Annotated in this window: 23 protein-coding genes and 1 tRNA gene; 15 read left to right on the top strand and 9 right to left on the bottom strand. The window is 65.4% G+C overall.

What is annotated here, in order from left to right:
• The 3 genes from secG (at nt 1) to UU9_RS05490 (ending at nt 1,559) form a co-directional block, all read left to right on the top strand.
• Complete coding sequence (gene secG, locus UU9_RS05480) at nt 1–444, top strand: preprotein translocase subunit SecG (protein WP_007080731.1); 444 nt, start codon at nt 1–3, stop codon at nt 442–444.
• A 24-nt stretch (nt 445–468) separates the two neighbouring features.
• Nucleotides 469–553: transfer RNA gene (locus UU9_RS05485), tRNA-Leu, on the top strand.
• Between the two features lie 352 nt (nt 554–905).
• Nucleotides 906–1,559: a response regulator gene (locus tag UU9_RS05490; RefSeq protein ID WP_007080732.1), complete on the top strand. Its 654-nt coding sequence runs from the start codon at nt 906–908 to the stop codon at nt 1,557–1,559.
• A 70-nt stretch (nt 1,560–1,629) separates the two neighbouring features.
• Here the strand turns inward: UU9_RS05490 and UU9_RS05495 are convergent, their stop codons facing one another.
• A complete protein-coding gene (locus UU9_RS05495; protein ID WP_007080733.1) occupies nt 1,630–4,731 on the bottom strand; it encodes an Rne/Rng family ribonuclease in 3,102 nt (1,033 codons plus the stop codon).
• Nucleotides 4,732–5,066: 335 nt separating this feature from the next.
• On the opposite strand from UU9_RS05495, the gene UU9_RS05500 reads away from it, so the two are divergent.
• Nucleotides 5,067–6,065 (top strand): RluA family pseudouridine synthase, encoded by a 999-nt coding sequence (locus UU9_RS05500; RefSeq protein ID WP_083838922.1) that lies wholly within the window; start codon nt 5,067–5,069, stop codon nt 6,063–6,065.
• Here UU9_RS05500 and UU9_RS05505 read toward each other — a convergent pair whose 3' ends face one another.
• Nucleotides 6,066–6,407 carry a 4a-hydroxytetrahydrobiopterin dehydratase gene (locus UU9_RS05505; RefSeq protein WP_007080735.1) on the bottom strand — a complete coding sequence of 114 codons (342 nt, stop codon included), beginning with the start codon at nt 6,405–6,407 and terminating at the stop codon, nt 6,066–6,068.
• 141 nt (nt 6,408–6,548) lie between these two features.
• Between UU9_RS05505 and UU9_RS05510 the strand changes: the two genes are divergently transcribed.
• Nucleotides 6,549–7,157 carry an NfuA family Fe-S biogenesis protein gene (locus UU9_RS05510; protein ID WP_040670347.1) on the top strand — a complete coding sequence of 203 codons (609 nt, stop codon included), beginning with the start codon at nt 6,549–6,551 and terminating at the stop codon, nt 7,155–7,157.
• A 70-nt stretch (nt 7,158–7,227) separates the two neighbouring features.
• On the opposite strand, the gene UU9_RS05515 is transcribed toward UU9_RS05510, so the two are convergent.
• The 6 genes from UU9_RS05515 to UU9_RS05540 all read right to left on the bottom strand — a co-directional run bounded on the left by UU9_RS05515 (nt 7,228) and on the right by UU9_RS05540 (nt 11,845).
• Entirely contained in the window at nt 7,228–7,587 is a 360-nt protein-coding gene (locus UU9_RS05515; RefSeq protein WP_007080737.1) for a c-type cytochrome, read from the bottom strand.
• 15 nt (nt 7,588–7,602) lie between these two features.
• Nucleotides 7,603–7,929 carry a c-type cytochrome gene (locus UU9_RS05520; protein WP_007080738.1) on the bottom strand — a complete coding sequence of 109 codons (327 nt, stop codon included), beginning with the start codon at nt 7,927–7,929 and terminating at the stop codon, nt 7,603–7,605.
• Between the two features lie 108 nt (nt 7,930–8,037).
• Nucleotides 8,038–9,282: a TraB/GumN family protein gene (locus tag UU9_RS05525; protein WP_040670349.1), complete on the bottom strand. Its 1,245-nt coding sequence runs from the start codon at nt 9,280–9,282 to the stop codon at nt 8,038–8,040.
• Between the two features lie 80 nt (nt 9,283–9,362).
• Nucleotides 9,363–10,253 (bottom strand): carbon-nitrogen hydrolase, encoded by an 891-nt coding sequence (locus UU9_RS05530; protein ID WP_007080740.1) that lies wholly within the window; start codon nt 10,251–10,253, stop codon nt 9,363–9,365.
• 91 nt (nt 10,254–10,344) lie between these two features.
• The gene (locus tag UU9_RS05535; protein WP_007080741.1) at nt 10,345–11,382 is read right to left on the bottom strand and encodes an agmatine deiminase family protein; all 1,038 of its coding nucleotides are present in this window, start codon (nt 11,380–11,382) and stop codon (nt 10,345–10,347) included.
• Between the two features lie 94 nt (nt 11,383–11,476).
• A complete protein-coding gene (locus UU9_RS05540) occupies nt 11,477–11,845 on the bottom strand; it encodes a hypothetical protein (RefSeq protein ID WP_007080742.1) in 369 nt (122 codons plus the stop codon).
• A gap of 200 nt (nt 11,846–12,045) precedes the next feature.
• Here UU9_RS05540 and UU9_RS05545 point away from each other — a divergent pair, with 200 nt between their 5' ends.
• The 4 genes from UU9_RS05545 (at nt 12,046) to UU9_RS05560 (ending at nt 17,182) form a co-directional block, all read left to right on the top strand.
• The gene (locus tag UU9_RS05545; protein WP_007080743.1) at nt 12,046–13,980 is read left to right on the top strand and encodes an ABC-F family ATP-binding cassette domain-containing protein; all 1,935 of its coding nucleotides are present in this window, start codon (nt 12,046–12,048) and stop codon (nt 13,978–13,980) included.
• A 13-nt stretch (nt 13,981–13,993) separates the two neighbouring features.
• A complete protein-coding gene (locus UU9_RS05550; RefSeq protein WP_007080744.1) occupies nt 13,994–14,917 on the top strand; it encodes a hypothetical protein in 924 nt (307 codons plus the stop codon).
• The gene (gene recJ, locus UU9_RS05555) at nt 14,914–16,635 is read left to right on the top strand and encodes a single-stranded-DNA-specific exonuclease RecJ (RefSeq protein ID WP_007080745.1); all 1,722 of its coding nucleotides are present in this window, start codon (nt 14,914–14,916) and stop codon (nt 16,633–16,635) included. Before UU9_RS05550 ends, recJ begins: the two co-directional genes overlap by 4 nt.
• 172 nt (nt 16,636–16,807) lie before the next feature.
• Nucleotides 16,808–17,182, top strand: coding sequence for a SpoIIAA family protein (locus tag UU9_RS05560; protein WP_040670350.1), 375 nt, complete (start codon nt 16,808–16,810; stop codon nt 17,180–17,182).
• A 53-nt stretch (nt 17,183–17,235) separates the two neighbouring features.
• Here the strand turns inward: UU9_RS05560 and UU9_RS17835 are convergent, their stop codons facing one another.
• Nucleotides 17,236–17,496 carry a hypothetical protein gene (locus tag UU9_RS17835; protein WP_156804202.1) on the bottom strand — a complete coding sequence of 87 codons (261 nt, stop codon included), beginning with the start codon at nt 17,494–17,496 and terminating at the stop codon, nt 17,236–17,238.
• Between UU9_RS17835 and asnB the strand changes: the two genes are divergently transcribed.
• From asnB to UU9_RS05590, 6 genes are all read left to right on the top strand, one after another.
• Nucleotides 17,495–19,177 carry an asparagine synthase B gene (gene asnB / locus UU9_RS05565; RefSeq protein ID WP_007080747.1) on the top strand — a complete coding sequence of 561 codons (1,683 nt, stop codon included), beginning with the start codon at nt 17,495–17,497 and terminating at the stop codon, nt 19,175–19,177. The genes UU9_RS17835 and asnB overlap by 2 nt on opposite strands.
• A gap of 116 nt (nt 19,178–19,293) precedes the next feature.
• Nucleotides 19,294–20,419, top strand: a protein-coding gene (gene prfB / locus UU9_RS05570; RefSeq protein ID WP_156804203.1) for a peptide chain release factor 2 whose coding sequence is annotated in 2 segments (ribosomal slippage) — nt 19,294–19,368 and nt 19,370–20,419 — 1,125 coding nt in all. Because the reading frame shifts where the segments join, the coding sequence is not laid out codon by codon here.
• 56 nt (nt 20,420–20,475) lie between these two features.
• Nucleotides 20,476–20,802, top strand: coding sequence for a hypothetical protein (locus tag UU9_RS05575; protein ID WP_007080749.1), 327 nt, complete (start codon nt 20,476–20,478; stop codon nt 20,800–20,802).
• Nucleotides 20,803–20,898: 96 nt separating this feature from the next.
• Complete coding sequence (lysS, locus tag UU9_RS05580; RefSeq protein ID WP_007080750.1) at nt 20,899–22,446, top strand: lysine--tRNA ligase; 1,548 nt, start codon at nt 20,899–20,901, stop codon at nt 22,444–22,446.
• A gap of 55 nt (nt 22,447–22,501) precedes the next feature.
• On the top strand, nt 22,502–22,807 hold the full coding sequence (locus tag UU9_RS05585; protein WP_007080751.1) for a YciI family protein: 306 nt from the start codon (nt 22,502–22,504) through the stop codon (nt 22,805–22,807).
• Nucleotides 22,804–23,064 (top strand): BolA family protein, encoded by a 261-nt coding sequence (locus tag UU9_RS05590; protein ID WP_007080752.1) that lies wholly within the window; start codon nt 22,804–22,806, stop codon nt 23,062–23,064. Before UU9_RS05585 ends, UU9_RS05590 begins: the two co-directional genes overlap by 4 nt.
• The last annotated feature ends 46 nt before the right edge of the window (nt 23,065–23,110 follow it).

Raw genomic sequence — 23,110 nt, forward strand, 5'->3', positions numbered from 1 at the left:
ATGTTCGTCATCTTCAGCGTCTTCTACATTCTGGTCGCGGCGGCAATGACCGTGCTGATCCTGTTGCAAAACGGGCAGGGCGCCAGCGCCGGCTCCGGTTTCGGCGGCGGTGCTTCTGCCACCGTGTTCGGTGCGCGTGGTTCGGCCAACTTCCTGACCCGGGCCACCGGCGCGCTCGCCGCGGTGTTCTTTGCCCTCAGCCTGGGTATGGGCATTTACCTGAACTACAACGGCAACGCTCATCAGGACGCCGTCGATCTTGGCGTGATGTCCGGCATGGCCACCAAGCCCGCTGAAGCACCCGCCGGCAAGACAGCCGTCAGCTCGGAAGTGCCGCAAGCCACCTCGCCGGCCACGACCGTGCCCGAGGCCGCAACGGCTCCCGCCGGCAACCAAGGCGAAGTTCCGGCTGTACCCCAGCCGAAACCTGCGACAAAACCCTGAAAAGGGCGCGGTAGAAACACACCTGCCCAGGTGGCGGAATTGGTAGACGCACTACCTTGAGGTGGTAGCGACGAGAGTCGTAGGGGTTCGAGTCCCCTCTTGGGCACCATTTGATACTTTCGCAGCGGACTGCTGCGGAATGGAAGAACCCGCCGCTCGGCGGGTTTTTTTATGCCGCCGCCATCGTCTTTGGTATCCGAGCGGGGATCCGGATACCACCGATGGCTTGCAGGCCAGACATTCCCGCACGGTATGCCAGGGCGAGCGCTTACATAAGAGGTAAGGGCGGGCGTGGCAAATTTTGGTGATCGATTTGCCGCAGCGATGATTGGCGGGGATGCCAGATCACGATGCGTGACGTCGGCAGGTGGCTGCCTGTTTTCGCGGGCAGCACCTCCATGGCTTGCAATGATTTGTTCAGCAGCCTAATTTCACTAAGCCTAACCAGGGAGGGGCATGCGGTGATCAATGTCATATTGGTGGACGATCATGAGCTGGTGCGCACCGGCTTCCGGATGATTTTGCAGCAGCAGTCGGACATCTGTATCCAGGGCGAAGCGGGAAATGCGGAAGACGGCTTGCGATTGATTCGCACGTTGAAGCCGGACATCGCGCTGGTGGACGTCCATATGCAGGGCATGAGCGGCATCGAACTTACCGAACGCGTCAATCGCGCGAAGATGTCGACCCGCATCGTGGTGGTCACCGTGGTCGATGACGCGCGCTTTCCGAAACGGCTGCTGGACGCAGGGGCGCTGGGCTACCTCACCAAGGGATGCAGGGCCGAGGAGCTGGTTACCGCCATACGCCAGGTTTCGACCGGTCGGCGCTACCTGGCGCCTGCCGTGGCGCAACAACTGGCGTTGGCGACTCTCGATGGCAGCACCTCGCCATTCGACGCATTGTCCAGCCGTGAGCTGGAGGTGGCGATGATGCTGGTGTGCGGCAAGCCACTGACGCTGATCGGCGAGCAGCTCAACCTGAGTCCGAAAACCGTGTCGACGTACAAGCAGCGCCTGATGGAAAAATTGCGGGTGGATCACGTGCTCAACCTGGCGCACCTGATGACGGTGCATGGATTGATCGACAATCCGGGCCACGCCATCGGCAGTTGATCGCAGAGGATGGGGCAAACAAAAAGCCGGGCAATGCCCGGCTTTTGTTTGCACAGCTGTGCCGCGGGGTTCAGTCAGCTTGCGGCTGTCCGGCCGGGCGATTGGCCTCGGTCGTGTTGATGTTGTGGCTTACGGAAGCAGCGCGATTGGCGGCCAACAGGTCACCTTGTTCCGGTGCCGGGGTCGCGGGTGCTGGCGCGGGTGAAGGCTCCGCCACTTCAGGCGCCGCTTCTTCGGCGACGACCGCGATCATCGGTTTTGCTGCGGGCGCCGGCGTGGAGACGGTTGCGAAAGCGACGTCCTCACGACGCGGTCCGTTGATCGCAGCCGCCACCGCTGCTACCAGCGGGGTATGCACACCGGGCGTCGCGACGGTGTTCGTCTTCTCGCTTGCGGCTGCTTCATGCGCTGGCTGCTTGGCGGGCGCCTGTGCGGGTGCGTCGGCCGATGTCGTCGATGTCGGGATGGCAGCCACTGGCGGCGCTACCGACGGTGCAACAGGCGATGCCTTGACCACGATATCGGTGTCGTCTGGTACGGCCGCCGAGTCCGCAATGGAGGCGGGAATGGGCGGGAGCGGAGGCAGCTCGAGTTCGGTGACAGCCGCTGCGGCGACGACGGGTGCGGGGCGATCCTGCTGCGGGATGTTGTCGGATACGCCGGCGACGGCAGCGGCGGTGGCTGCTACGGCGACGTTGGACGATTCCACCGCGACGCGGGGCGCGGGCTCGGAGGTAGCCGCCGTGTCGACTGCCTTTGGCGCGCTCTGGCTGGGCGTCGTGGGCTTCGGCTTCTCGGTGCCGACGTCGCTGGTTGCGTCGTGGTCCTCATCGTCGACGGACTGCGCCTGGGCTTCCGTACCACCCTCTGCGACGGTTGTTTCGTCGTGTCGGCGCCGACGGCGACCACCACGGCGACCCCGGCGGCGGCGGGACGGGCTGCCGTCGGCATCGAGTGCTTCTTCGGCTTCCGGTGCGACCGAGGTCACGGCCGGTGCGAGCTGCTTCGCTTCCAGCGCGGCATCGGCCAGCGGTGCGGCTTCCAGCGGCTCGGCAACGGGTGGGCGCGGCTGGCGCTCGGGCTTGGCCTGCGGCTGGGTATTGGGGCGCGGGGTGACGGCAGCGGCACTTTCCGTGGCAGCCGGACGTGGCGGACGTGGCTGGCGAGCCGGGGCGGCATTCTGCGCCGGCTGCGATTGCCGCGACTGGCCGGGCTCGCTGTTGCGCTGGCGGTTGCCCTTGGGCTGTTGTGATGAAGAGGATTTGGCTGCTGACGGCGATGCGCCGTCGCGACGGGGCTGGCGCGCCGGTGTGCCGTTCTGCTGCGCAGGCTGGCCCGAACGGCCGCGGTTGGAGCGCTCGTCGCGGTGGTTATTGCGATTGGCACCGCTGGCCGGGGATTTTTCGGCGGACTTTTCCACCGGCGCCGCTTCCATGCTGCTGCGGAACCAGCCCAGCATGCGCGCGATCAGGCCGCCGGTGGACGCGGTCGGCGATGGCTTGGCGCGTGCTGTCGATTTGGCCGACGGAATTGCGGCCACGGGGGCTGCGGCGATTTCTTCGCGGATCGGCGCGGGGCTGGCGGGCATGATGCCGCTGACCGCCGGCTGTTCGCTGCTGCCCAGGGTCTGGCCCATTTTCGGCAGTTCAGTGGCAGTGACTGCGGTGAGGCGCTCGTAGCTGGGCTTGCTGTGCTCGCCCATCTCCGCTTCCTTGATGCGCATGATCTCGATGTGCGGCGTTTCCAGCTTGTCATCGGCCACCACGACCACGTGCACCTTGTGGCGCAGTTCGATCTCCACCACGCTGACGCGCTTTTCGTTGAGCAGGAAGTTGGCGACGGCCGGCGGTGCCTGCACCAGCACCTGGCCGGTGTTGTCCTTCATCGCGTGCTCTTCGATCAGGCGCAGCGTCGACAGCGACAGCGATTCCACGCCGCGGATGTGGCCGTGGCCTTCGCAACGCGGGCAAACGATTTCGCTGGCTTCGCCCAAGCTCGGGCGCAGCCGCTGGCGCGACATTTCCAGCAGGCCGAAGCGGGAGATGCGGCCGATCTGCACGCGGGCGCGGTCGAGCTTCAGCGCCTCTTTCAGGCGGTCTTCCACTTCGCGCTGATGGCGCGGGCTGTCCATGTCGATGAAGTCGATCACGATCAGGCCGCCGGCATCGCGGATGCGCGCCTGGCGGGCGATCTCCACCGCGGCCTCGCAGTTCGTGTTGAACGCGGTGTCCTCGATGTCGCTGCCCTTGGTCGCCTTCGACGAGTTGATGTCGATGGCGGTGAGCGCCTCGGTTTGGTCGATCACGATCGAGCCACCGGAGGGCAGCCGCACCTGGCGGTCGAACGCGCTCTCGATCTGGGTTTCGATCTGATAGCGGGTGAACAGCGGGGTGTCGTCCTTGTACAGCTTCAGCTTGCGCAGGGCGTTGGGCATGACCTGCTGCATGAAATCGCGGGCGTCGTTGTACAGCGATTCCTCGTCGATCAGGATCTCGCCGATGTCGCTGCGCAGGTAGTCGCGCAGGGCGCGGATGAACAGCTTCGATTCCTGATAGATCAGGAACGGCGCCTTCTGCTTGCTGGCCGCTTCGGAGATCGATTTCCACAGCTGCAGCAGGTAATCCAGATCCCACTGCAGTTCTTCGGCGTCGCGGCCGAGGCCGGCGGTGCGCACGATCAGGCCGACGTCGTCGGGTACGGTGACGTGCTCCAGCGCTTCCTTCAGCGCCTGCCGGTCTTCACCCTCGATACGGCGCGAGACGCCGCCCGCCTTCGGGTTGTTGGGCATCAGCACCATGTAGCGGCCGGCCAGGCTGATGAAGGTGGTCAGGGCGGCGCCCTTGTTGCCGCGCTCTTCCTTCTCGACCTGGACGACGACTTCCTGGCCTTCCTTCAGCAGCTCACGGATGTTGGACTTGTGCGGGTCCAGGCCGGCGGTGAAGTACTCGCGGGAGATTTCCTTCAGCGGCAGGAAGCCGTGGCGTTCGGCGCCATACTCGACGAAACAGGCTTCAAGTGAAGCCTCAACCCGCGTGATGCGGCCCTTGTAAATATTGGACTTTTTCTGTTCCCGCGAAGGGATTTCGATGTCCAGGTCGTACAGGTTCTGGCCATCGACAATGGCCACACGCAACTCTTCACGCTGAGTCGCGTTGATCAACATACGTTTCATGGTGGATTTCCTCGGCTTGCCGCGCGTCGCGTGCCGCGGTGGCGCCTCAATGGCGGCCTGCCGGGGATCGCGCCGCAGCGGTTAAGCGGCAAAATGACGGCACCGTTCCCGGTGTCGGGGATGATTCGATCTACTTGCGTTGTCGTATCCGACCCCACATGGCATCGGACAAACAACAACCCAACCGTTACGATGAAAGGGAGATCGTGGTCGGTGCCGAACGGGCAACCGCCGCCATCCTCGCCGACGTTGCGGGTGGGCCACCTCTCCCGAGCCATGTAACGGCGGGCCAAGTGGACGCCCGCCGAGTATCCTATTTAAGCAGGTTTTTTTCAATGCAAACGGTAACTTCCCCCGATGCACCTCAAGGTGTGCGTCAAGTCGTGGTTGGCCCTGAACGGGATGGCCAGCGAATCGACAATGCGTTGATGACCCTGCTCAAAGGCGTTCCCAAGAGCATGATCTACCGGTTGCTGCGCACCGGTCAGGTGCGCGTCAACGGCAAGCGGGCCAAGCCGGATACGCGTCTCGCGGACGGTGATACGTTGCGCATCCCTCCGGTCCGGGTGGCCGAGCGTGAGGAAGGCAAGGCGCCCGCCAGCGGTCTGGTGGCCTCGGTGGCCGATGCGATCCTGTTCGAGGACAAGCATTTCCTGGTGATCGACAAGCCCTCCGGCGTGGCCAGCCACGGCGGCAGCGGTGTCAGCCATGGCGCCATCGAACTGCTGCGCGCCGCCCGGCCGCAGGAACACCTGGAACTGGTGCACCGGCTGGACCGCGATACCAGCGGTGTATTGGTCTTTGCCCGCACGCGTGCCGGTTTGACCGGTTTGCAGGCGCTGATCCGCGCCGGCGAGGTCACCAAACAATACCTGTGCCTGATGCTCGGGCACCCGTCCAAGGCCAAGTTCGACGTGAATGCGCCGCTGCTGAAGTCGGTGCTGCAAGGGGGCGAGCGGATGGTACGGGTGGCCGAAAGCGGCAAGCCGTCGCTGACATTCTTCCGCGAGATGGAACAGTACCCGGGCGCGCGCCTGATGCAGGCCACGCTGGGTACCGGTCGCACCCATCAGATCCGCGTGCATGCGGCCCATATCGGCCATCCGCTGGCGGGCGACCCGAAATACGGCGATCGGGAGATGAACAAGCGTTTCCGCGAGATGGGCCTGCAGCGCCTGTTCCTGCACGCGGCGCATCTCAGCTTCGAGCTGGACGGGCGTTCGTACAGCTTTTCCACGCCGCTGCCGGACGACCTGAAGGCCTTCCTCGACGTGCTGGCGGTCAAAGGCAAGCGCTTGGTCTATACCCGCGACAAGTCGCGTACGGACATTTGATCAGCGCTCAAGCAGCGCCTCGACCCGCGCCGCGCAGATGAAATCGTTCATCGACAATCCGCCCACATCGTGGGTCGACCACGTCAGCTGGCAGTGGCCGTAGCCGGCTTCGAGATCAGGATGATGGTCTTGCTGATTGGCCATGAAACCGACGGCGGCGATAAAGCCCAGCGTGTGGTGGAAGTCGTCAAAGCGGAAATCCTTGGCGACGGCCTTTCCATCGTCGCTGAGTTTCCAGCCGGGCAATTGCTGCAACAACTCCGCCGTCTGTGACGCGTCCACCGCATCCGCCTTTCCCTTGCGCGGCTGGCAATGCTGCGCGGACAAATGGTTCGCTTTCATGCGGTACTCCGGGGATCCGTGGTGAAGCCATGCAGCGTTGATGTTGCCGCCTGAAAAGTCAAAGCCGCGCGTGCAAACGGAAACTGGACTAAAATGGTGCTGATTAGCCGCAGCAGCGGCGCAAGCTTTGGCGGAGTGGGCATGATCGACATCTCGGAACGCGCACAGCAGCATTTCCTGCGCCTTCTTTCACAACAGGGCATCGACGATTTGAGCATTCGCCTGCGCGTTACGGCGCCAGGCACACCGGCGGCGAACTGCGAGCTGGAGTTCTGCGAGCCGGTCGACCTGATCGGTGGTGAATGGACCATCGAGTGCGCCGGTTTCAACTTCCATATCGACGGCGACAGTGCACGCTGGCTGGACAACGCCACCATCGATTTCGAGCCGACCTCCACCGGCGGCCAGCTCAACATCCGCGCACCGATGATCAAGGGTCACGTGCCGGGTGCGGAAGCGGGTCTGATCGAGCGCGTGCGCTATGTGCTGGAGGCCGAGGTGAACCCGAAGCTGGCATCGCATGGCGGCCGTGTCAGCCTGCTGGAAATCGATGCCGATGGCGTGGTGCTGTTGCAGTTTGGCGGTGGTTGCCACGGTTGCGGCATGGTCGATGTGACGCTGAAGCAGGGCGTGGAAAAAACCTTGCGCGAGCGGGTACCCGAGATCACCGCCGTTCGCGACGCGACCGATCACGCGGGCGGTGAAAAGCCGTATTACCGCAAGCATGAGGGTACATCCGCCGCGGTTTGAGTCAGGCCGGGTCACCGGAAACAAAAAAGCCCGCCGAAGCGGGCTTTTTTTCGATCGTGGATCGAGCGGCTCAGTTGTCGCCCTGCAGATGACCCTTGAGCGTATCCAGCTTGGTCGGCAGGCCGGCGAAGTACGCGGACACATCCGCAATATCCTGGTCGGACAAGGTGGAAACCATGCCCTTCATGATCGGGTTGTTGCGTTGGCCGCTCTTGTACTCGTGCAGCACGTGGGAAAGGTACAGCTGATACTGACCGGCCAGGCGCGGATACTGCGGATCAACCGCGTTGCCGTCGGTGCCGTGGCAGGCGAAACAGGTGGCGGCCTTTTCCTTGCCATTCGCCGCGTTGCCCGCGTCGGCGGCCAGCAACGATGTGGAGGCGAACGCCAGGACGGCGCCGAATGAAAGCAGAATGCGTGCATGTTTCATGCGGAAGTCCCTGACTTATTTGCTGGCGAGGCTGGAGAGATAGGCGGCGATGTTCTGGATGTCCGTATCGGACAAGCTCTCGGCCTGGGCATCCATCGTGGGATGGACGCGATCGCCACTCTTGTACCCGTGCAGGGCATTGACGATGTATTGCTCATTCTGCCCGGCGATCTTGGGCACCGGATATTGCGGATAAGCATTGGTGTAACCGGGTACGCCATGGCAGCCGGCGCAGGTGTAAACCAGCTTGCGGCCGGCGGCCTTGTCGCCCTCGGCATGTGCGCTGGTAGCGGCAAAAAGAGTAGTCGCCACGGCCAGGCCGAGCAATTGCAGTCGAGTCATCGAATTCGTTCCCACGGGTGCGACGGTGTGGAGTGTATGCAACCGGCCAAGTATAGACGTTGCGTTGACGCGGGGACAACACGAGTACGTCGGCGCCTGTCCGACGGCTCAGACCAGACTCTTGAAAATATGGATGCCGGCGCTGTACTCGCCGATGATCGTGCCCACGCTGACAAGAAAGAAATTCAGCAGCGTGCGGGCGACACGATTTTTCCACCAACCGCTCCAGTGCACGATGTCGTCGCGCAGCGTATCGAAATCGACCACGCGCGGACGCCGCACCCAGGCCTCGGCCATCGCACTGATGCCGCCGGCGGGAATGCCGGGGCGGAAGGGCTTGATGGGCGCGGCGATGAAAGCCGCCACGATGCTCAGCGGATGCCCGCCCGCCGCCAGTGCGCCGAGCGCCGCGAAGCCACCGGTGAACAACACCCAGTCGCGCAACGCCTGCGCACCCAGCGCCGTATTTCGATGGAAGGCGTAGGCGATTGCCGCGAATACCAGCAATACCAGCGCCACCGCCAACCATTTCGGCCAGCGCGCCTTGGGCGGCGTGGTGGCCAGCTCCGTGACCTTGGCGGAGGGATCATCCTGCTGCGTGCGCAACTGCTCGCCCAGCCCCTTGAGGTGCCCGGCGCCGATCACCACCAGCACGCGCCGCGCCGGCGTGTCCGATGTCGATGAACGTGCCGACTCCTGCCGCAATCGCGCAGCCATGAACGCATCGCGCTCACCGATCAGGCTGTCGTACAGCGGCTTGGATTCGCTGGCGAATTCACTGAAGGCACTCTCCAGCAGGTCACCCTGTTTCAGCTTCTCGATCTCGACCTGTTCGATCTGCTCGCGCTCGAACACGCTGGCAAGCAGGCCGCCGAGCAAGCCGAAGCGTTGCCAGAAACCCACGCTGCGCCAGGCGCGTTTCAGTGTGGTGCCCACCTCGCGGTCGATCAGCCACAGCGGCAAGTGGCGTTGTTCGGCGCCATCCATCGCCGCCTTCATTTCCGCGCCGGGCTGGATGCCGGACTGGTCGGCCAGGCGTTTCTGGAAGGTCGACAGCACCAGGCTGGCGGCGACCATGCCGGCCTTGCCCTCGCGGATCACCTTGAACAGATCCATCTGCTTGAACGCTTCGGGATCACGCATGCCCTGGGCGCGGCTCTCGCACAACTCCACGGCGACCGCATCGAAGCTCTCGTGCGCCAGCATCGCCTCCACCGCTTCCATGCTGCTGCGCGATACATGCGCGGTGCCCAGCACCACGTATTCCACGCCGCCGCGGATCACCCGCTCGACGGGTTGGTCCTGCAACGCCGGCGGTGCAGACAAGGTGGAGTCAGTATCAGGAACACTCATGCGTCAGCAAGCCGGTCGGGGTGAAGTTCAAGCATGGGGATGACCGGCATGCGGAACAAGCGGGATGAAGTGGTGCCAGCTCAATCGCGGAAGCGCTTGAGCAGGTCGGCGTAGGCGTCGATGCGGCGGTCGCGCAGAAACGGCCAGATGCGGCGCACGTGCTCGCTGCGTTGCAGGTCGATATCGGCCAGCAGCAGCTCGCGCTGGTCGGTGCCCGCCTGCGCCAGGAATTCACCCTGCGGCCCGGCCACGAAACTGCTGCCCCAGAACTGGATGCCTGCGCCGACGCCGCTGGGATCGGCCTCGTAGCCGGTGCGGTTGCACGCCAGCAGCGGCAAGCCATTGGCCACGGCGTGGCCGCGCTGCACCGTGATCCAGGCGTCGCGCTGGCGATCCTTCTCCGGCTGCTCGTCGGTGGGATCCCAGCCGATCGCGGTGGGGTAGAGCAGCAATTCGGCGCCGGCCAGCGCCATCAGGCGCGCGGCTTCGGGATACCACTGATCCCAGCACACCAGCACGCCGAGCCGGCCTACCGAGGTGTCGATGGGGTCAAAGCCCAGGTCGCCCGGGGTGAAGTAGAACTTTTCGTAGAACGCCGGATCGTCCGGGATGTGCATCTTGCGGTATTTGCCGGCGATCTCGGCCGAGCGGTCGAACACCACCGCCGTGTTGTGATACAGGCCCGCGGCGCGCTTCTCGAACAACGACGCCACCACCACCAGCTGCAGCTCCTGCGCCAGCTTGCCGATGCGCGCGGTGCCGGGGCCGGGGATCGTTTCGGCCTGGTCGAAGACCTCCACCGATTCGCGCTGGCAGAAATACGGCCCGTTGTGCAGCTCCTGCAACAACACGAGCTCCGCACCGGCGCCGGCCGCTTCGCGCAGGCCGGCTTCGATGGCGTCGAGGTTGGCGTCGCGGCTGCCGCGGTCGGTTTCCTGCAGCAGCGCGACCTTGAGGGTCTTGCGGGTCATGGGATGTCCTGCCGAATGGGCCAATCGGCTCAGTTTAGCGGGTGGGGGTGATGGCGCCGCCAAGGCCGTCGCATGGGCGGCGAGCCACTTGTCAGTGCGCCATGCCTGCGGGCAATTGCATGGTGATGCAATGCAGGCTGCCGTTCTGCCAGATCAGTGCCCGGCACGGCACCTGCACTACCTCGCGCCCGGGATGCGCCGTGCCGATGATGCGCGCGGCTTCGTCGTCGGCCGCATCGCCATAGGCGGGTACCAGCACGGCGCCGTTGACGATCAGGTAGTTCGCATAGGACGCGGCGAGCCGGCGGCCTTCGTCGATGATCGGTTGCGCCCACGGTAGCGGGTACAGATGGTATGGACGGCCATCCGCGGTGCGCAGCGCGGCCAGTTCGGCGGCCATGCGTCGCAGTTCGTCGTGGTGCGGGTCGCTGGTGTCGTCGCAGGCCTGGTAGACGATGCGGTCGCCGGGCGCGAAGCGGGCGAGGGTGTCGATGTGCGCGTCGGTGTCGTCGCCTTCGAGGTAGCCGTAATCCAGCCACAGCACGCGCTCGGCGTGCAGGCCGTCGCGCAGGATCGTGCTCATCTCCTCGCGCGACTGGTCCGGATGACGCTGCACCAGGCAGCGCCAGGTGGTGAGGATCGTGCCGGCGCCATCGCTTTCGATGCCACCGCCTTCCAGCGCCCAGTCGATGCGCTTGTGGGCGGCGTGGCCGAACACCCCGGCGTCGACCAGCCCGGCCACCAGCGCGTCATCCTGCGCGGCGCCGAACTTGCCGCCCCAGCCGGTGAAGCGGAAATCGGTGAGTTGGAAACGGTCTCCGCCGGCCAGCGTGATCGGGCCGGAATCGCGCAGCCAGGTGTCGTCGTACGGCAGCTCGACGAAACGGATGCGCGACAGATCGGCGCCCGCGGCGGCGAGCTTTTCCCGTGCATGTGCCTTCAATGTGGCGTCGGCCACCACGATGATCAGCGACTGGAACCGGGTGACCGCGGCAGCCAGCGCCACGTAGGTGGATTCCACCGCGGCCAGGCGGTCGGCCCAGTCGGTGCCGCCGTGCGGCCAGGCGATCAGCACGGCGGATTGCGGCTCCCATTCCGCCGGCAGGCGTAGTTGGGGAATGGCGGTCATGTCGGCACTCGCGTTTCGAAGCCCGGGCGGGCGAAACGGCAAGTGTAAAGCGAGCGGCACCGGTCGCGATGCCGGTGGGCTTCATCCAGCGCTGTTACTGCACCGCCGCCGGGTTGGTGTTGTTGCCCGCGGGCGTGTTGAGCACCGAATGGATTACGTGGTTGTGCTCGAAATACACGATGAACTTGGCGTAGTCCCAGCGATTGATGACCGGGTGTTTCTTGGTATCGCCACCGCGTGGCGACAGCTTGCGCAACGGCGCGCCGTAATCACGTTCGACCTGCGCCATGCTGAGGCCGCGGCTGGGCAGGTTCATGCCCTTTTCCTGCTGCACGCGGTGGATCAGCAGATTGTCACCGTGCGTGGTGCGGGATTGAAGGGCGTGGGCCGCGGGCGAGGCCGCGAAACCGGTGAGCGCAGCCAGCATGACGATGATCGGCAAGCCGTTCGTGGACGTGACCATGGATTCCCCTCTCCATACAAGCTGTATGCGGCGTCGTTTTATCAGAACTGCCGATGCTACGCCATGTCCGGCGGCGCCGGGTGCGACGTGATCGGCATTCACCTGCGTGATCATCGCCCGAATCGGCGGTGGCATGGCCGGGCGGCTATCATGGGCGGCTGTGGCGACCGCACGCCTGCTTCCGGATACCCGCTCATTCCATGATTGCTTTTCGACACTTCGCGCTGCGCCGTGGCAGCCGCCTGCTGCTTTCCGATATCGACCTGGTGATCCAGGCTGGCTGGCGGCTGGGCGTGATCGGCCGCAACGGCTGCGGCAAGTCCAGCCTGTTCGCCGCCTTGCAGGGGAAGCTGGAAAGCGACGCCGGCGAACTCGACATGCCGGCCAAGCTGCGGCTGGCGTCGGTGGACCAGGAAACCCCTGCGCTGCCCGATGCCGCTATCGACTACGTGTTGGGCGGCGACGAGGAACTGGCCGCGGCCCTGGCCGCCGAGGCGGATGCCGGCGAGCGCGGCGACATGGAGGCGATGGCTGCCGCCCATCACCGCATCGAGGAATTGCACGGCTACGACGGCCGCGCCCGCGCCGGCAAGTTGATGCACGGGCTGGGCTTCTCGCCCGAGACGCACGAGCGCGCCGTGCAGGAATTCTCCGGCGGCTGGCGCGGGCGCCTGAACCTGGCACGCGCACTGATGTGCCCCTCGGACCTGCTGCTGCTGGACGAGCCCACCAACCATCTCGATCTCGACGCTGTGTTGTGGCTGGAGGAATGGCTGCGCCGTTACCAGGGCACCTTGCTGATCATCTCGCACGATCGCGAATTTCTCGACGGCGTGATCACCCACACCATGCACCTCGATGGCGGCGGCGCGAAGCTGTACACCGGCAACTACAGCGCGTTCGAACGCCTGCGTGCCGAGCAGTTGCGCCAGCAGCAGATCTCACACGAGCGCGAGCAGGCCGAGCGTGCGCACCTGCAATCCTTCGTGGACCGTTTCAAGGCCAAGGCCAGCAAGGCCAAGCAGGCACAGTCGCGCATGAAGCGGCTGGAGAAACTGGCCGGCACCGAAGCGGTGCGCGCCGAGCGGCCTTTCAGCTTCCAGTTCCCCGCACCCGGGCGGCTGCCCGATTCCATGCTGCAGCTGGAAGACGTCACTGCGGGCTACGCAGTCGACCCCGCCAGCCGCGAGGGCAACGGCGAAGTTGCCCATATCGTGCTGGCCGACGTGCGTTTTTCCATTGAAGCGGGCGAGCGAATCGGTCTGCTGGGTCCGAACGGCGCCGGTAAATCCACCCTGGTGAAAACCCTCGTGGGTGAGCTGGAACCCTTCAGCGGCGAGCGCAAGGCGCACAAGGACCTGAAGATCGGCTATTTCGCCCAGCACACGGTGGAAAGCCTGCGCGAGGGGTCGAGCCCGCTCGATCACCTGCAGGACAAGGCGCCAGGTGTGGCCACCCAGGTGATGCGCGACTTCCTGGGTACCTGGAATTTCGCCGGCGACCGTGCCTTCGAATCCGTCGACGGTTTCTCCGGCGGCGAGCGGGCGCGCCTGGCATTGGCGTTGATCGCGTGGGACAAGCCGAATCTGCTGCTGCTGGATGAGCCCACCAACCATCTCGACCTGGACATGCGCGAGGCGCTGGCCGATGCGCTGGCCGATTTTGACGGCGCGCTGGTGCTGGTCTCGCATGACCGCCACCTGCTCGGCCTGGTCTGCGACAGCTTCTGGCGCGTGGCCGACGGCACGGTGGAAAGCTTCGATGGCGATCTGGACGATTACGCCAAGTGGTTGCGTACCCGGGGCTCGGCCAACAAGAAGGCGGCCAAGGCCAGCGCCACGGTCAAGCCGGTGCCAAAAACGCCGGAGGTGTCGCCCGAGGAGCGTCGCCGCCAGGCGGCCGCCCAGCGCGAGGACGAGAAAACCTCGCGCCAGCGGGTGAAGCGCATCGAAACCCGTACCGCCAGCATCGATACCGAGCTGGCCGCGCTGGAAAACCAGCTGGCCGACCCGGCAACCTACAACGGTCCCACCCAGGAAATGATGCGGCTGGGCCAGCGCCAGACGGAATTGCGCCGCGAGAAGGAAGCACTCGAAACCGAGTGGCTGGAACTGGTCGAGCGGCTGGAAGCCTAGGAGCGATAAAGTCGTGAGTGCGAAGCCCGAACGTCCGCTGCACCTGTGGTTACCCGCACTGCCACGCTTCGCGCCGGATCATCCGCTGCGCCAGTTGCTGGTTCGCGCAGATCGGCTGGCCGATGGTTCCACCGGGTATCTCGACGGGCTTGGCGATCATTTTTCCGGTGCGGGCTCGCCGCTGCCGGCAGCGGCGTTGACGCGCGATTACCTCAGCGGTGACGCGGCGGGACATGGCTGGTTGTCGGCCGACCCGGCCTGGGTGCAGCCGGACATCAACGGCGTGCGCCTGCTGGCATGCGGCCAGATGGAGCTGAGCATGGCCGACGCACAGGCGCTGGCCGCTCCCCTGAAACCCGTGTTCGGCGACGCCGGCATGCTGCTGGAAATCACGTCCCCCGATCGCTGGCATCTACGGCTGGCCAAGGACAGTCCGCTGCCAACGTTCGCCGCGCCGGAGCAGGCGATGGGCGAGGATCTGGCACAGCATCTGCCGCAAGGTCCGCAAGGCAAGCGCTGGCGCGTGCTGCTCAATGAAGTGCAGATCCTGCTGCACCAACATCCCTTGAATGCGCAGCGGCGGGCCCAGGGGCTGTCGCCGGTCAACAGCCTGTGGCTGTGGGGTGGCGGCGTGTTGCCGGGTCCGTTGCACAGCGAATGGGCTGGCGTGGTCAGTGACGATGTGGTGCTCAACGCGCTGGCGGCACGCGCCGGAACTCCGCATCGATCGCGCACGGCCGAGACGGTGGCGGCGGCGGGCAAGGGCTGGCTGATCGACTTGCAGGATCTGCCGGCCGGCGACATCGCCACCCAATGGTGGCCCGCGCTGCAATCGCTGTTGGCGCGTCAGCCGGTGGTGCTGCACTTCGCCAGCGGCGAGCGCTGGCAGCGCAAACCCTGGCATCGCTGGCGCTTCTGGTGCGGGGTGGGCGGTTGAGCGCGGTGGCGTCGAGCCCGCTGCAATTGCGTCGTCGCGCCAGCCTGGGCGAAGCCAGTGGCTGGCCCGATTCCGTGCACCCGGTATTGCAGCGGATCTACGCCGCCCGCGGCGTGTTCGGCCCCGATCAGGTGGAACACCGGCTGGCCCGGCTGCTGTCGCCGCAGATGCTGGGCGGCATGGAGCAGGCGGTCGACTTGCTGGTACAGGCGATCGAAGGCGACTGGAGCATCCTGATCGCCGGCGACTACGACTGCGACGGCGCCACCGGTACCGCCGTGGCGGTGCGCGGGTTGCGGCTGCTGGGCGCGCGGCATCTCGGCTATGCGGTGCCCAATCGCTTCATCCACGGCTACGGGCTGAGCCCGGCGCTGGTGGCATCGCTGCAACCCACGCCGCAACTCATCGTCACCGTGGACAACGGCGTGGCCAGCGTGGCCGGCGTGGCGGCGGCGAAGGCACGCGGTATCCGCGTCATCGTCACCGATCACCATCTGCCCGGCGAGCAACTGCCCGATTGCGATGCAATGGTGAACCCCAACCTGGCCGGCGACGGTTTTCCCAGCAAGGCGCTGGCGGGCGTGGGGGTGATGTTCTACCTGTTGCTGGCGTTGCGTGGGCGACTTTTTCCGGCCGGATCGCCAGCGCGGCCCGATCTTTCCAGCTTGCTGGATCTGGTGGCGCTGGGCACGGTGGCCGATCTGGTGCCGCTGGATTTCAACAACCGCGTGCTGGTGGCTGCCGGCTTGCAGCGCATCCGCAGCGGTCAGGCCTGCGCCGGCATCACCGCCCTGGTCGAATCGGGCAAGCGCAGTCTGGCGACACTGTGCGCCAGCGACCTGGGCTTTGCCGTCGGCCCGCGCCTGAACGCGGCAGGGCGGTTGGAAGACATGCGCCTCGGCGTCGAATGCCTGCTCACCGACGACGTGGGGCGGGCGCGCCGCTACGCCGAAGAGCTCAGCGCGATCAACCAGGAACGGCGCGACCTGCAGGCCTCGATGGTGGCCGAGGCCGAGGTGATGGCCGCCAACATGGCGTACACCGATGCGATCGGCGTGGCCTTGTACGAGCCGTCCTGGCATGCCGGTGTGGTGGGCCTGGTGGCGTCGAAATTGAAGGATCGCCTGCATCGGCCGGTGATCGCGTTCGCGCCCGCCAGCGAGGACAACGCCGACGACCTGCGCGGTTCGGCCCGCTCGATCGCCGGCTTCCATATTCGCGACGCGTTGGCCGTGATCGACGCGCGCCATCCGGGCCTGATCGAGCGCTTCGGCGGCCACGCGATGGCGGCCGGGCTGAGTCTGAAGACGTGCGACTACCCGCGCTTCGCGGCGGCATTCGACGCGGTCGCGCAGGAGTTGATCGAGGCGGAGCGGCTGCAGGCTGTGCTGCTCACCGACGGCGGCCTGCCACCCGGTGCGGCCTCGCTGGCGCTGGCGCGGCAACTGCGCCACGCCGGCCCCTGGGGCCAGGCTTTCCCCGAGCCGTTGTTCGACGACGTCTTCGACTGCACCAGCTGGAAGGTGATGGGCGAGCGCCACCTGCGCCTGCAGTTACGCGACCCGCGCGACGGCGCCCAGCACGACGCGGTGATGTTCAACGCCTACCAGGGCCAGCCGCCGCCGAGCTCGCTGCGCGCGGCTTACGAACTGACCATCAACGACTGGCAGGGGCGGGAATCGCCGCGACTGCTGTTGCGCCACATCGAGCCCGCCTGACCACGCCTCACCTTGACCTGTGGGAGCGGCTTCAGCCGCGATGCTTTGTTGGTTGCCGATGGAAGCACGAGCATCGCGGCTGAAGCCGCTCCCACAGGGATCGCGACGAACCTTGCATGGTTTTCACGGTACGTCGGTCAAGCTCATCGGCAGTCACTCATGGAGAACGCCCGTGATCGCACAAATGGATGGATTGCCCGCTGGCACGCTGGGTTTCCGCGCCCACGGCCAGGTCACCGCCGCCGACTACGAGCGCGTGGTCGTACCCGACGTGGAAGCCGCGTTCGCGCTCAACCGCAAATTGCGCTTGCTGTACGTGATCGACGAGGACTTCACCGGATTCGATCCCGGCGCGATGTGGGACGACCTGAAGATGGGCGCGCGCCACTTCAGCGGCTGGGAGCGGGTGGCGCTGGTGACCGACGTGACCTGGCTGCGCGCCACGGCCAACGCCATGGGTTTCATGGTACCCGGCGAGTTCCGCCTGTTTTCGCTGGCCGACCTGGAGACGGCCAAACGCTGGGTCGCCGAATTGCTGCCGGGTTAAGGCATCGCCTTAATGTTGCAACGCGGCACTTGCGTATGGACGTCCAATCTGTTCTATTGACCAGCATGCATTTTCAGCCCGCCAGTTTTTTCATCGACGCCGCCGCTCTGGCGCGTCCTGGTGTGCTGGTCGGTCGCAATAATAATCGCGCGAATAATAACGCCAACCATTGGCGGGCCGGCGCGTAGCTGAAGTTTCATCCCATACGCGAGAAGGCCCGCCCAGTGCGGGCCTTTTTGTTTTCGGGCGCGACAAAATCTTGCCGGGCAACCGGCGACACCATCAATCACATTGACGAGAAGGGGTAGTGGCATGTGTTCGATTTTCGGGATGTTTGATCTGCAGCCGGGCGACGACCTGGGCGCGTTGCGCCGCCAGGCACTGGAACTGTCGCAGCGCCAGCGCCACCGCGGCCCGGACTGGAGCGGCGTGTTCGTCGATGAGGGCGCGATCCTGGTGCACGAACGACTGGCCATCGTCGACCCGACCAGCGGCGCCCAGCCGCTGCGTTCGCGCGACGGCGTGCTGGCGCTGGCGGTCAACGGCGAGATCTACAACCACCGCGAACTGCGTGCCGCCAGCAGCTACGACTTCACCACTGGCTCCGACTGCGAAGTGATCAATGCGCTGTACCGCGAGCAGGCGGCCACCGATGTTGCGGGCGATTTCGTCAACAAGCTCAACGGCATCTTCGCGTTCGCGCTGTGGGACGGCGCGGCGAAGCGCTATGTGATTGCCCGCGATCCGATCGGCGTCTGCCCGCTGTACTGGGGTCACGACGCACAAGGTCGTCTGTGCGTGGCATCGGAGATGAAAGCGTTGGCCACGCTGTGCGCCGATGTGGCGCCGTTCCCGCCCGGCCATGTTTACGACAGCGCCGTCGGCGAGCTGCGTCAGTACTACAAGAAGGACTGGCGCGAGTACGAAAACACGCGCGGCCATGACCTCACTCCCGCCGCCCTGCGCCAGGCGTTCGAGCAGGCGGTGCATCGCCAACTGATGACCGACGTGCCGTATGGCGTGCTGCTTTCCGGTGGCCTGGATTCATCGCTGGTGGCTGCCTGCGCCGCCCAGTTCGCCCGCGAGCGGATCGAGGACAACGACCGCAGCGAAGCGTGGTGGCCGCGCCTGCATTCGTTCGCGATCGGGCTGGAGGGCTCGCCCGATCTGGCCGCCGCGCAAATCGCCGCCGACGCGCTGGGCACCGTGCACCACGGCTTCATCTACACCTTCGCCGAAGGCCTGGACGCGATTCCCGAGGTGATCCGCCACATCGAAACCTATGACGTCACCACCATCCGCGCCGCCACGCCGATGTACCTGCTGGCGCGCCGGATCAAGGCGATGGGCGTGAAGATGGTGCTGTCGGGCGAGGGCTCGGACGAAATCTTCGGTGGCTACCTGTACTTCCACAAGGCACCGTCGGCCGAAGCGTTCCACGAGGAAACCGTGCGCAAGCTCGACACCTTGCACAGCTACGACTGCCTGCGCGCCAACAAGTCGATGATGGCCTGGGGCGTGGAGGCACGGGTGCCGTTCCTGGATCTGGAATTCCTCGACACCGCGATGGGCCTGGACGCGAAACACAAGATGGCCGGCAACGGCAAGATCGAGAAGCACGTGTTGCGCGAAGCGTTCGATGGCGCGCTGCCGAAGGAAATCCTGTGGCGGCAGAAAGAGCAGTTCAGCGATGGCGTGGGCTACGGCTGGATCGATGGCCTGAAGGACCATGCCGAACAGTCGGTCAGCGATCGCGAGTTCGCCGCCGCGGCGGCGCGCTACCCGTTCAACACGCCGACCACCAAGGAAGCGTATTTCTACCGCCGCATCTTCGAGCAGCACTATCCGAGCGAAGCCTGCGCCGCCACCGTGCCGGGCGGCAAGTCGATCGCCTGCTCGTCGCCGGCGGCCATCGCCTGGGATCCGTCCTTCGCTGCGGCCGCCGATCCGTCCGGCCGCGCGGTGAAGGGCGTGCACGAAAAAGCGCTGGCTTGAGGCACCCTTGTGGGAGCGACTTCAGTCGCGATGCTCTTGAAAGGCATCGCGGCTGAAGCCGCTCCCACAGACGCGTCTGGTATCCTTGGCGGCTTGCATCCCTCACCGACCTCATCATGATCGAGACCAATCCCATCCATGCGCAGATCGCGGACCTTCGGGACCGCGTCGAGTCGCTTAGGGGGTACCTTTGACTACGCTACAAAAAGCGAACGTCTGGAAGAAGTAACCCGCGAACTGGAAAGCCCCACCGTGTGGGACGATCCGGCCCGCGCGCAGGAACTGGGCCGCGAACGCGCCCGCCTGCACACCATCGTCAACGGCATCGACACGCTCACCGCCGGGCTCACCGACGCCGGTGAATTGCTGGAAATGGCCATCGCCGACGAGGACGACGAGACGGCGCAGTCGGTCATCGCCGATCTGGCGCGGCTCGAAAGCCAGGTCGGCAAGCTGGAATTCCAGCGCATGTTCTCCGGCAAGATGGACGCGATGAATGCGTTCGTCGATATCCAGGCTGGCGCCGGCGGTACCGAGGCGCAGGACTGGGCCGAGATGCTGCTGCGCATGTACCTGCGCTGGTGCGAAAACCGTGGCTGGAAGACCGAGCTGATGGAAGTCTCCGGCGGCGACGTGGCCGGCGTGAAGTCGGCCACCTTCCGCGTCGAGGGCGACTACGCCTACGGCTGGCTGAAGACCGAGATCGGCGTGCACCGGTTGGTGCGCAAGTCGCCGTTCGATTCGGACAACCGCCGCCATACCAGCTTCACCTCGGTATTCGTGTCGCCCGAAGTCGATGACGACATCGACATCGACATCAACCCCGCGGACCTGCGAACGGACGTCTATCGGTCCTCCGGTGCCGGTGGTCAGCACGTCAACAAGACCGAATCGGCCGTGCGCATCACGCACATCCCCACCAACACCGTGGTCGCCTGCCAGACCGGCCGCAGCCAGCACGCCAACCGCGATACCGCGATGAAGATGCTGGCGGCAAAGCTGTACGAGCTGGAAGTGCAGAAGCGCAACGCCGAGAAGGATGCGCTGGAAGCGACCAAGTCCGATATCGGCTGGGGCAGCCAGATCCGCAACTACGTGCTGGACCAGAGCCGCATCAAGGACCTGCGCACCGGCATCGAACGCACCGATACGCAGAAAGTGCTGGATGGCGACCTGGACGAATTCATCGAGGCAAGTTTGAAATCGGGCCTCGAAGCCGGCTCCAAACGCAGTGACGCCTGAGTGCCGTGTGGGTTCCCCGTGCTACCAATCCGTATTGCCCGAATGGGAGTGAAGCCATGAACCGCAAGAAGAACGGCATCCTGCTGGCGATGTGCACCGGATTTGCCATGTTCGGCATGGCCGCCCACGCGGGCCAGGAAAGCTTCGGCCAGAGCGTCAAGCAGGGCGCGAAATCGGCGGGCCACGGCATCGCCGACGGCGCCCGCGACGTGGGGCATGCCAGTGCCCACGTGGGCAAGAAAATCGGTCATGGTGCGAAGGACGCCGGCGTGGGAATCGGGCACGGCGCCCGGGACGCAGGCGTGGCCGTGGGGCATGGCGCGCGCGACGGCTGGAACGTCACCACGCATGCGGTCAAACAGGTTTTCAGCAAGGGCGACTGACGCGCGCGAGCCGTCATCCGACAACAGCCATCGACAACAGCCATCGACAACAGCCACACGCCCCTCGCGGTGGCTGCCCGGAGCAACAGAGTTTCCATGAGCGCACCGACCGACACCCCGATCACCGACGAAAACAAGCCTGATGAAAATCGGCCCGATGAGAACCGCCTCATCGCCGAGCGTCGCGAAAAGCTGAAGGCGTTGCGCGCGCAGGGCATCGCGTTCCCCAACGATTTCAGGGTCGACAGTTTTGCCGGCGACCTGCAGGCCGAATTCGCCGACAAGGACGTCCATACGGCCGAAGCGATCGACGCCCTCGCACGGCGGGTGAAGGTGGCCGGGCGCATCCTGCTCAAGCGCGGGCAGGGCAAGGTCAGTTTCGTGCAGATGCAGGACCAGACCGGCCGCATCCAGTTGTTCGTGCACCAGGGCATGTTGGGCGAGGCGTACGAAGCGTTCAAGGGCTGGGATGTGGGCGACATCGTGGGCGCCGAAGGCCTGTTGATGCGCACCAAGACCGGCGAGCTTTCCGTGCGGGTGGATCAGCTGCGCCTGCTGACCAAGAGCCTGCGCCCGCTGCCGGACAAGTTCCATGGCCTGGCCGACGTGGAGCAGCGCTATCGCCAGCGCTACGTCGACCTGATCGTCACCGAGGAAGCGCGCCGCACCTTCATGCTGCGCTCGAAGATCATCGGCAGCATGCGTCAGTGGCTGGAAGCGCCCACGCGCCGCTTCATGGAAGTGGAAACGCCGATGATGCACATGATCCCCGGTGGCGCCACGGCCCGGCCGTTCACCACGCATCACAACGCGCTGGACCTGGACCTGTACCTGCGCGTGGCGCCGGAGCTTTACCTGAAGCGCCTCGTCGTGGGCGGCTTCGACCGCGTCTACGAGATCAACCGCAACTTCCGCAACGAGGGCGTGTCGACCCGGCACAACCCCGAATTCACCATGCTGGAGCTGTACCAGGCGTACGCCACCTACCACGAGATCATGGACCTCACCGAAGGCCTGATCCGCGACATCGCGCAGAGCGTGTTGGGCACCACCGCGCTGACCTGGGACGGCGCCGACATCGACGTCGGCCCCGCGTTCCGCCGCTGGCGCATGGAAGACGCGGTGCTGGAACTCAACCCCCAGATCAAGCGCGAGGAGCTGCGCGACCGCGAGGCGATGGCCGCGCACGCCAGGCGCGTCGGTGTGCAGGTCAAGCCCGGTTACGGCTGGGGCAAGTTGCTGCTGGAGATTTTCGAGAAGACGGTCGAGCACACGTTGATCCAGCCGACCTTCATCACCGACCATCCGGTCGAGGTGTCGCCGCTGGCGCGCGAGAGCGACACCGACAAGGGCATCACCGACCGCTTCGAATTGTTCGTCAACGGCAAGGAGCTGGCCAATGGCTTCTCCGAGTTGAACGACCCGGAAGACCAGGCCGCCCGCTTCCAGGCCCAGGTCGATGCCAAGGACGCCGGCGACGACGAGGCCATGCATTTCGACGCCGACTACATCCGCGCGCTGGAAGTGGGCCTGCCGCCTACCGGCGGCTTAGGGATAGGCATCGACCGGCTGGTGATGCTGCTGACCGATTCGGCCTCGATCCGCGACGTGCTGCTGTTCCCCTACATGCGCCCGGAAGCCTGACATCGCGCCTGTGTAGGAGCGGCCTCAATCTCATCAACCTCAACGGGAGTTCGCCATGTGGTATGCCATCGTCGGCACTGACAATCCGGAATCGCTGGCGGGACGCAAGTCCGCGCGCCCGGCCCATATCGCCCGGCTGAAGCAGTTGCAGGATGAAGGCCGCTTGCTGCTGGCGGGCCCGTTCCCTGCCATCGACTCGCCCGAGCCGGGTCCGGCCGGTTTCAGTGGCAGCCTGATCGTGGCTGAATTCGCCTCGCTGGCGCAGGCGCAGGAATGGGCGGGGGCCGATCCGTATATCGCTGCCGGCGTCTATCGCGAAACCTCGGTCAAGCCGTTCCTCAAGGCGCTGCCGGCGGCATGAACGGGTCGCCGGTCATCGCGCAGATCCGCGCGCGGCTGGAGGCGGCCTTCGCCCCGACCGCGCTGGAAATCCTCGACGAAGGGCACAAGCACGCCGGCCACGCGGGTGAGGGCAAGGGCCATTTCCACGTGCGCATCGTCAGTGCCGCGTTTGCCGGCCAGCTGCCGCTGAAGCGTCACCGGATGATCTATGCGGCGCTTGAAGGGCTGATGGACAACGGCATTCATGCGCTGTCGATAGACGCAAAAACAGAATAAACAATCACATAGAAGTTATACTTGAAGCTGTTTAGCATGCCGGAAC

The sequence above is a fragment of the Rhodanobacter fulvus Jip2 genome (assembly GCF_000264315.1).
Classification (GTDB): domain Bacteria; phylum Pseudomonadota; class Gammaproteobacteria; order Xanthomonadales; family Rhodanobacteraceae; genus Rhodanobacter; species Rhodanobacter fulvus.

What these genes read in the sequence shown, in the direction of transcription:
- secG (WP_007080731.1), top strand. Translation starts at nt 1, where the DNA reads ATGTTCGTCATCTTCAGCGTCTTCTACATTCTGGTCGCGGCGGCAATG.
- UU9_RS05495 (WP_007080733.1), bottom strand. Translation starts at nt 4,731, where the DNA reads ATGAAACGTATGTTGATCAACGCGACTCAGCGTGAAGAGTTGCGTGTG.
- UU9_RS05500 (WP_083838922.1), top strand. Translation starts at nt 5,067, where the DNA reads ATGCAAACGGTAACTTCCCCCGATGCACCTCAAGGTGTGCGTCAAGTC.
- UU9_RS05505 (WP_007080735.1), bottom strand. Translation starts at nt 6,407, where the DNA reads ATGAAAGCGAACCATTTGTCCGCGCAGCATTGCCAGCCGCGCAAGGGA.
- UU9_RS05510 (WP_040670347.1), top strand. Translation starts at nt 6,549, where the DNA reads ATGATCGACATCTCGGAACGCGCACAGCAGCATTTCCTGCGCCTTCTT.
- UU9_RS05515 (WP_007080737.1), bottom strand. Translation starts at nt 7,587, where the DNA reads ATGAAACATGCACGCATTCTGCTTTCATTCGGCGCCGTCCTGGCGTTC.
- UU9_RS05520 (WP_007080738.1), bottom strand. Translation starts at nt 7,929, where the DNA reads ATGACTCGACTGCAATTGCTCGGCCTGGCCGTGGCGACTACTCTTTTT.
- UU9_RS05525 (WP_040670349.1), bottom strand. Translation starts at nt 9,282, where the DNA reads ATGAGTGTTCCTGATACTGACTCCACCTTGTCTGCACCGCCGGCGTTG.
- UU9_RS05530 (WP_007080740.1), bottom strand. Translation starts at nt 10,253, where the DNA reads ATGACCCGCAAGACCCTCAAGGTCGCGCTGCTGCAGGAAACCGACCGC.
- UU9_RS05535 (WP_007080741.1), bottom strand. Translation starts at nt 11,382, where the DNA reads ATGACCGCCATTCCCCAACTACGCCTGCCGGCGGAATGGGAGCCGCAA.
- UU9_RS05540 (WP_007080742.1), bottom strand. Translation starts at nt 11,845, where the DNA reads ATGGTCACGTCCACGAACGGCTTGCCGATCATCGTCATGCTGGCTGCG.
- UU9_RS05545 (WP_007080743.1), top strand. Translation starts at nt 12,046, where the DNA reads ATGATTGCTTTTCGACACTTCGCGCTGCGCCGTGGCAGCCGCCTGCTG.
- asnB (WP_007080747.1), top strand. Translation starts at nt 17,495, where the DNA reads ATGTGTTCGATTTTCGGGATGTTTGATCTGCAGCCGGGCGACGACCTG.
- UU9_RS17835 (WP_156804202.1), bottom strand. Translation starts at nt 17,496, where the DNA reads ATGCCACTACCCCTTCTCGTCAATGTGATTGATGGTGTCGCCGGTTGC.
- UU9_RS05575 (WP_007080749.1), top strand. Translation starts at nt 20,476, where the DNA reads ATGAACCGCAAGAAGAACGGCATCCTGCTGGCGATGTGCACCGGATTT.
- lysS (WP_007080750.1), top strand. Translation starts at nt 20,899, where the DNA reads ATGAGCGCACCGACCGACACCCCGATCACCGACGAAAACAAGCCTGAT.
- UU9_RS05585 (WP_007080751.1), top strand. Translation starts at nt 22,502, where the DNA reads ATGTGGTATGCCATCGTCGGCACTGACAATCCGGAATCGCTGGCGGGA.
- UU9_RS05590 (WP_007080752.1), top strand. Translation starts at nt 22,804, where the DNA reads ATGAACGGGTCGCCGGTCATCGCGCAGATCCGCGCGCGGCTGGAGGCG.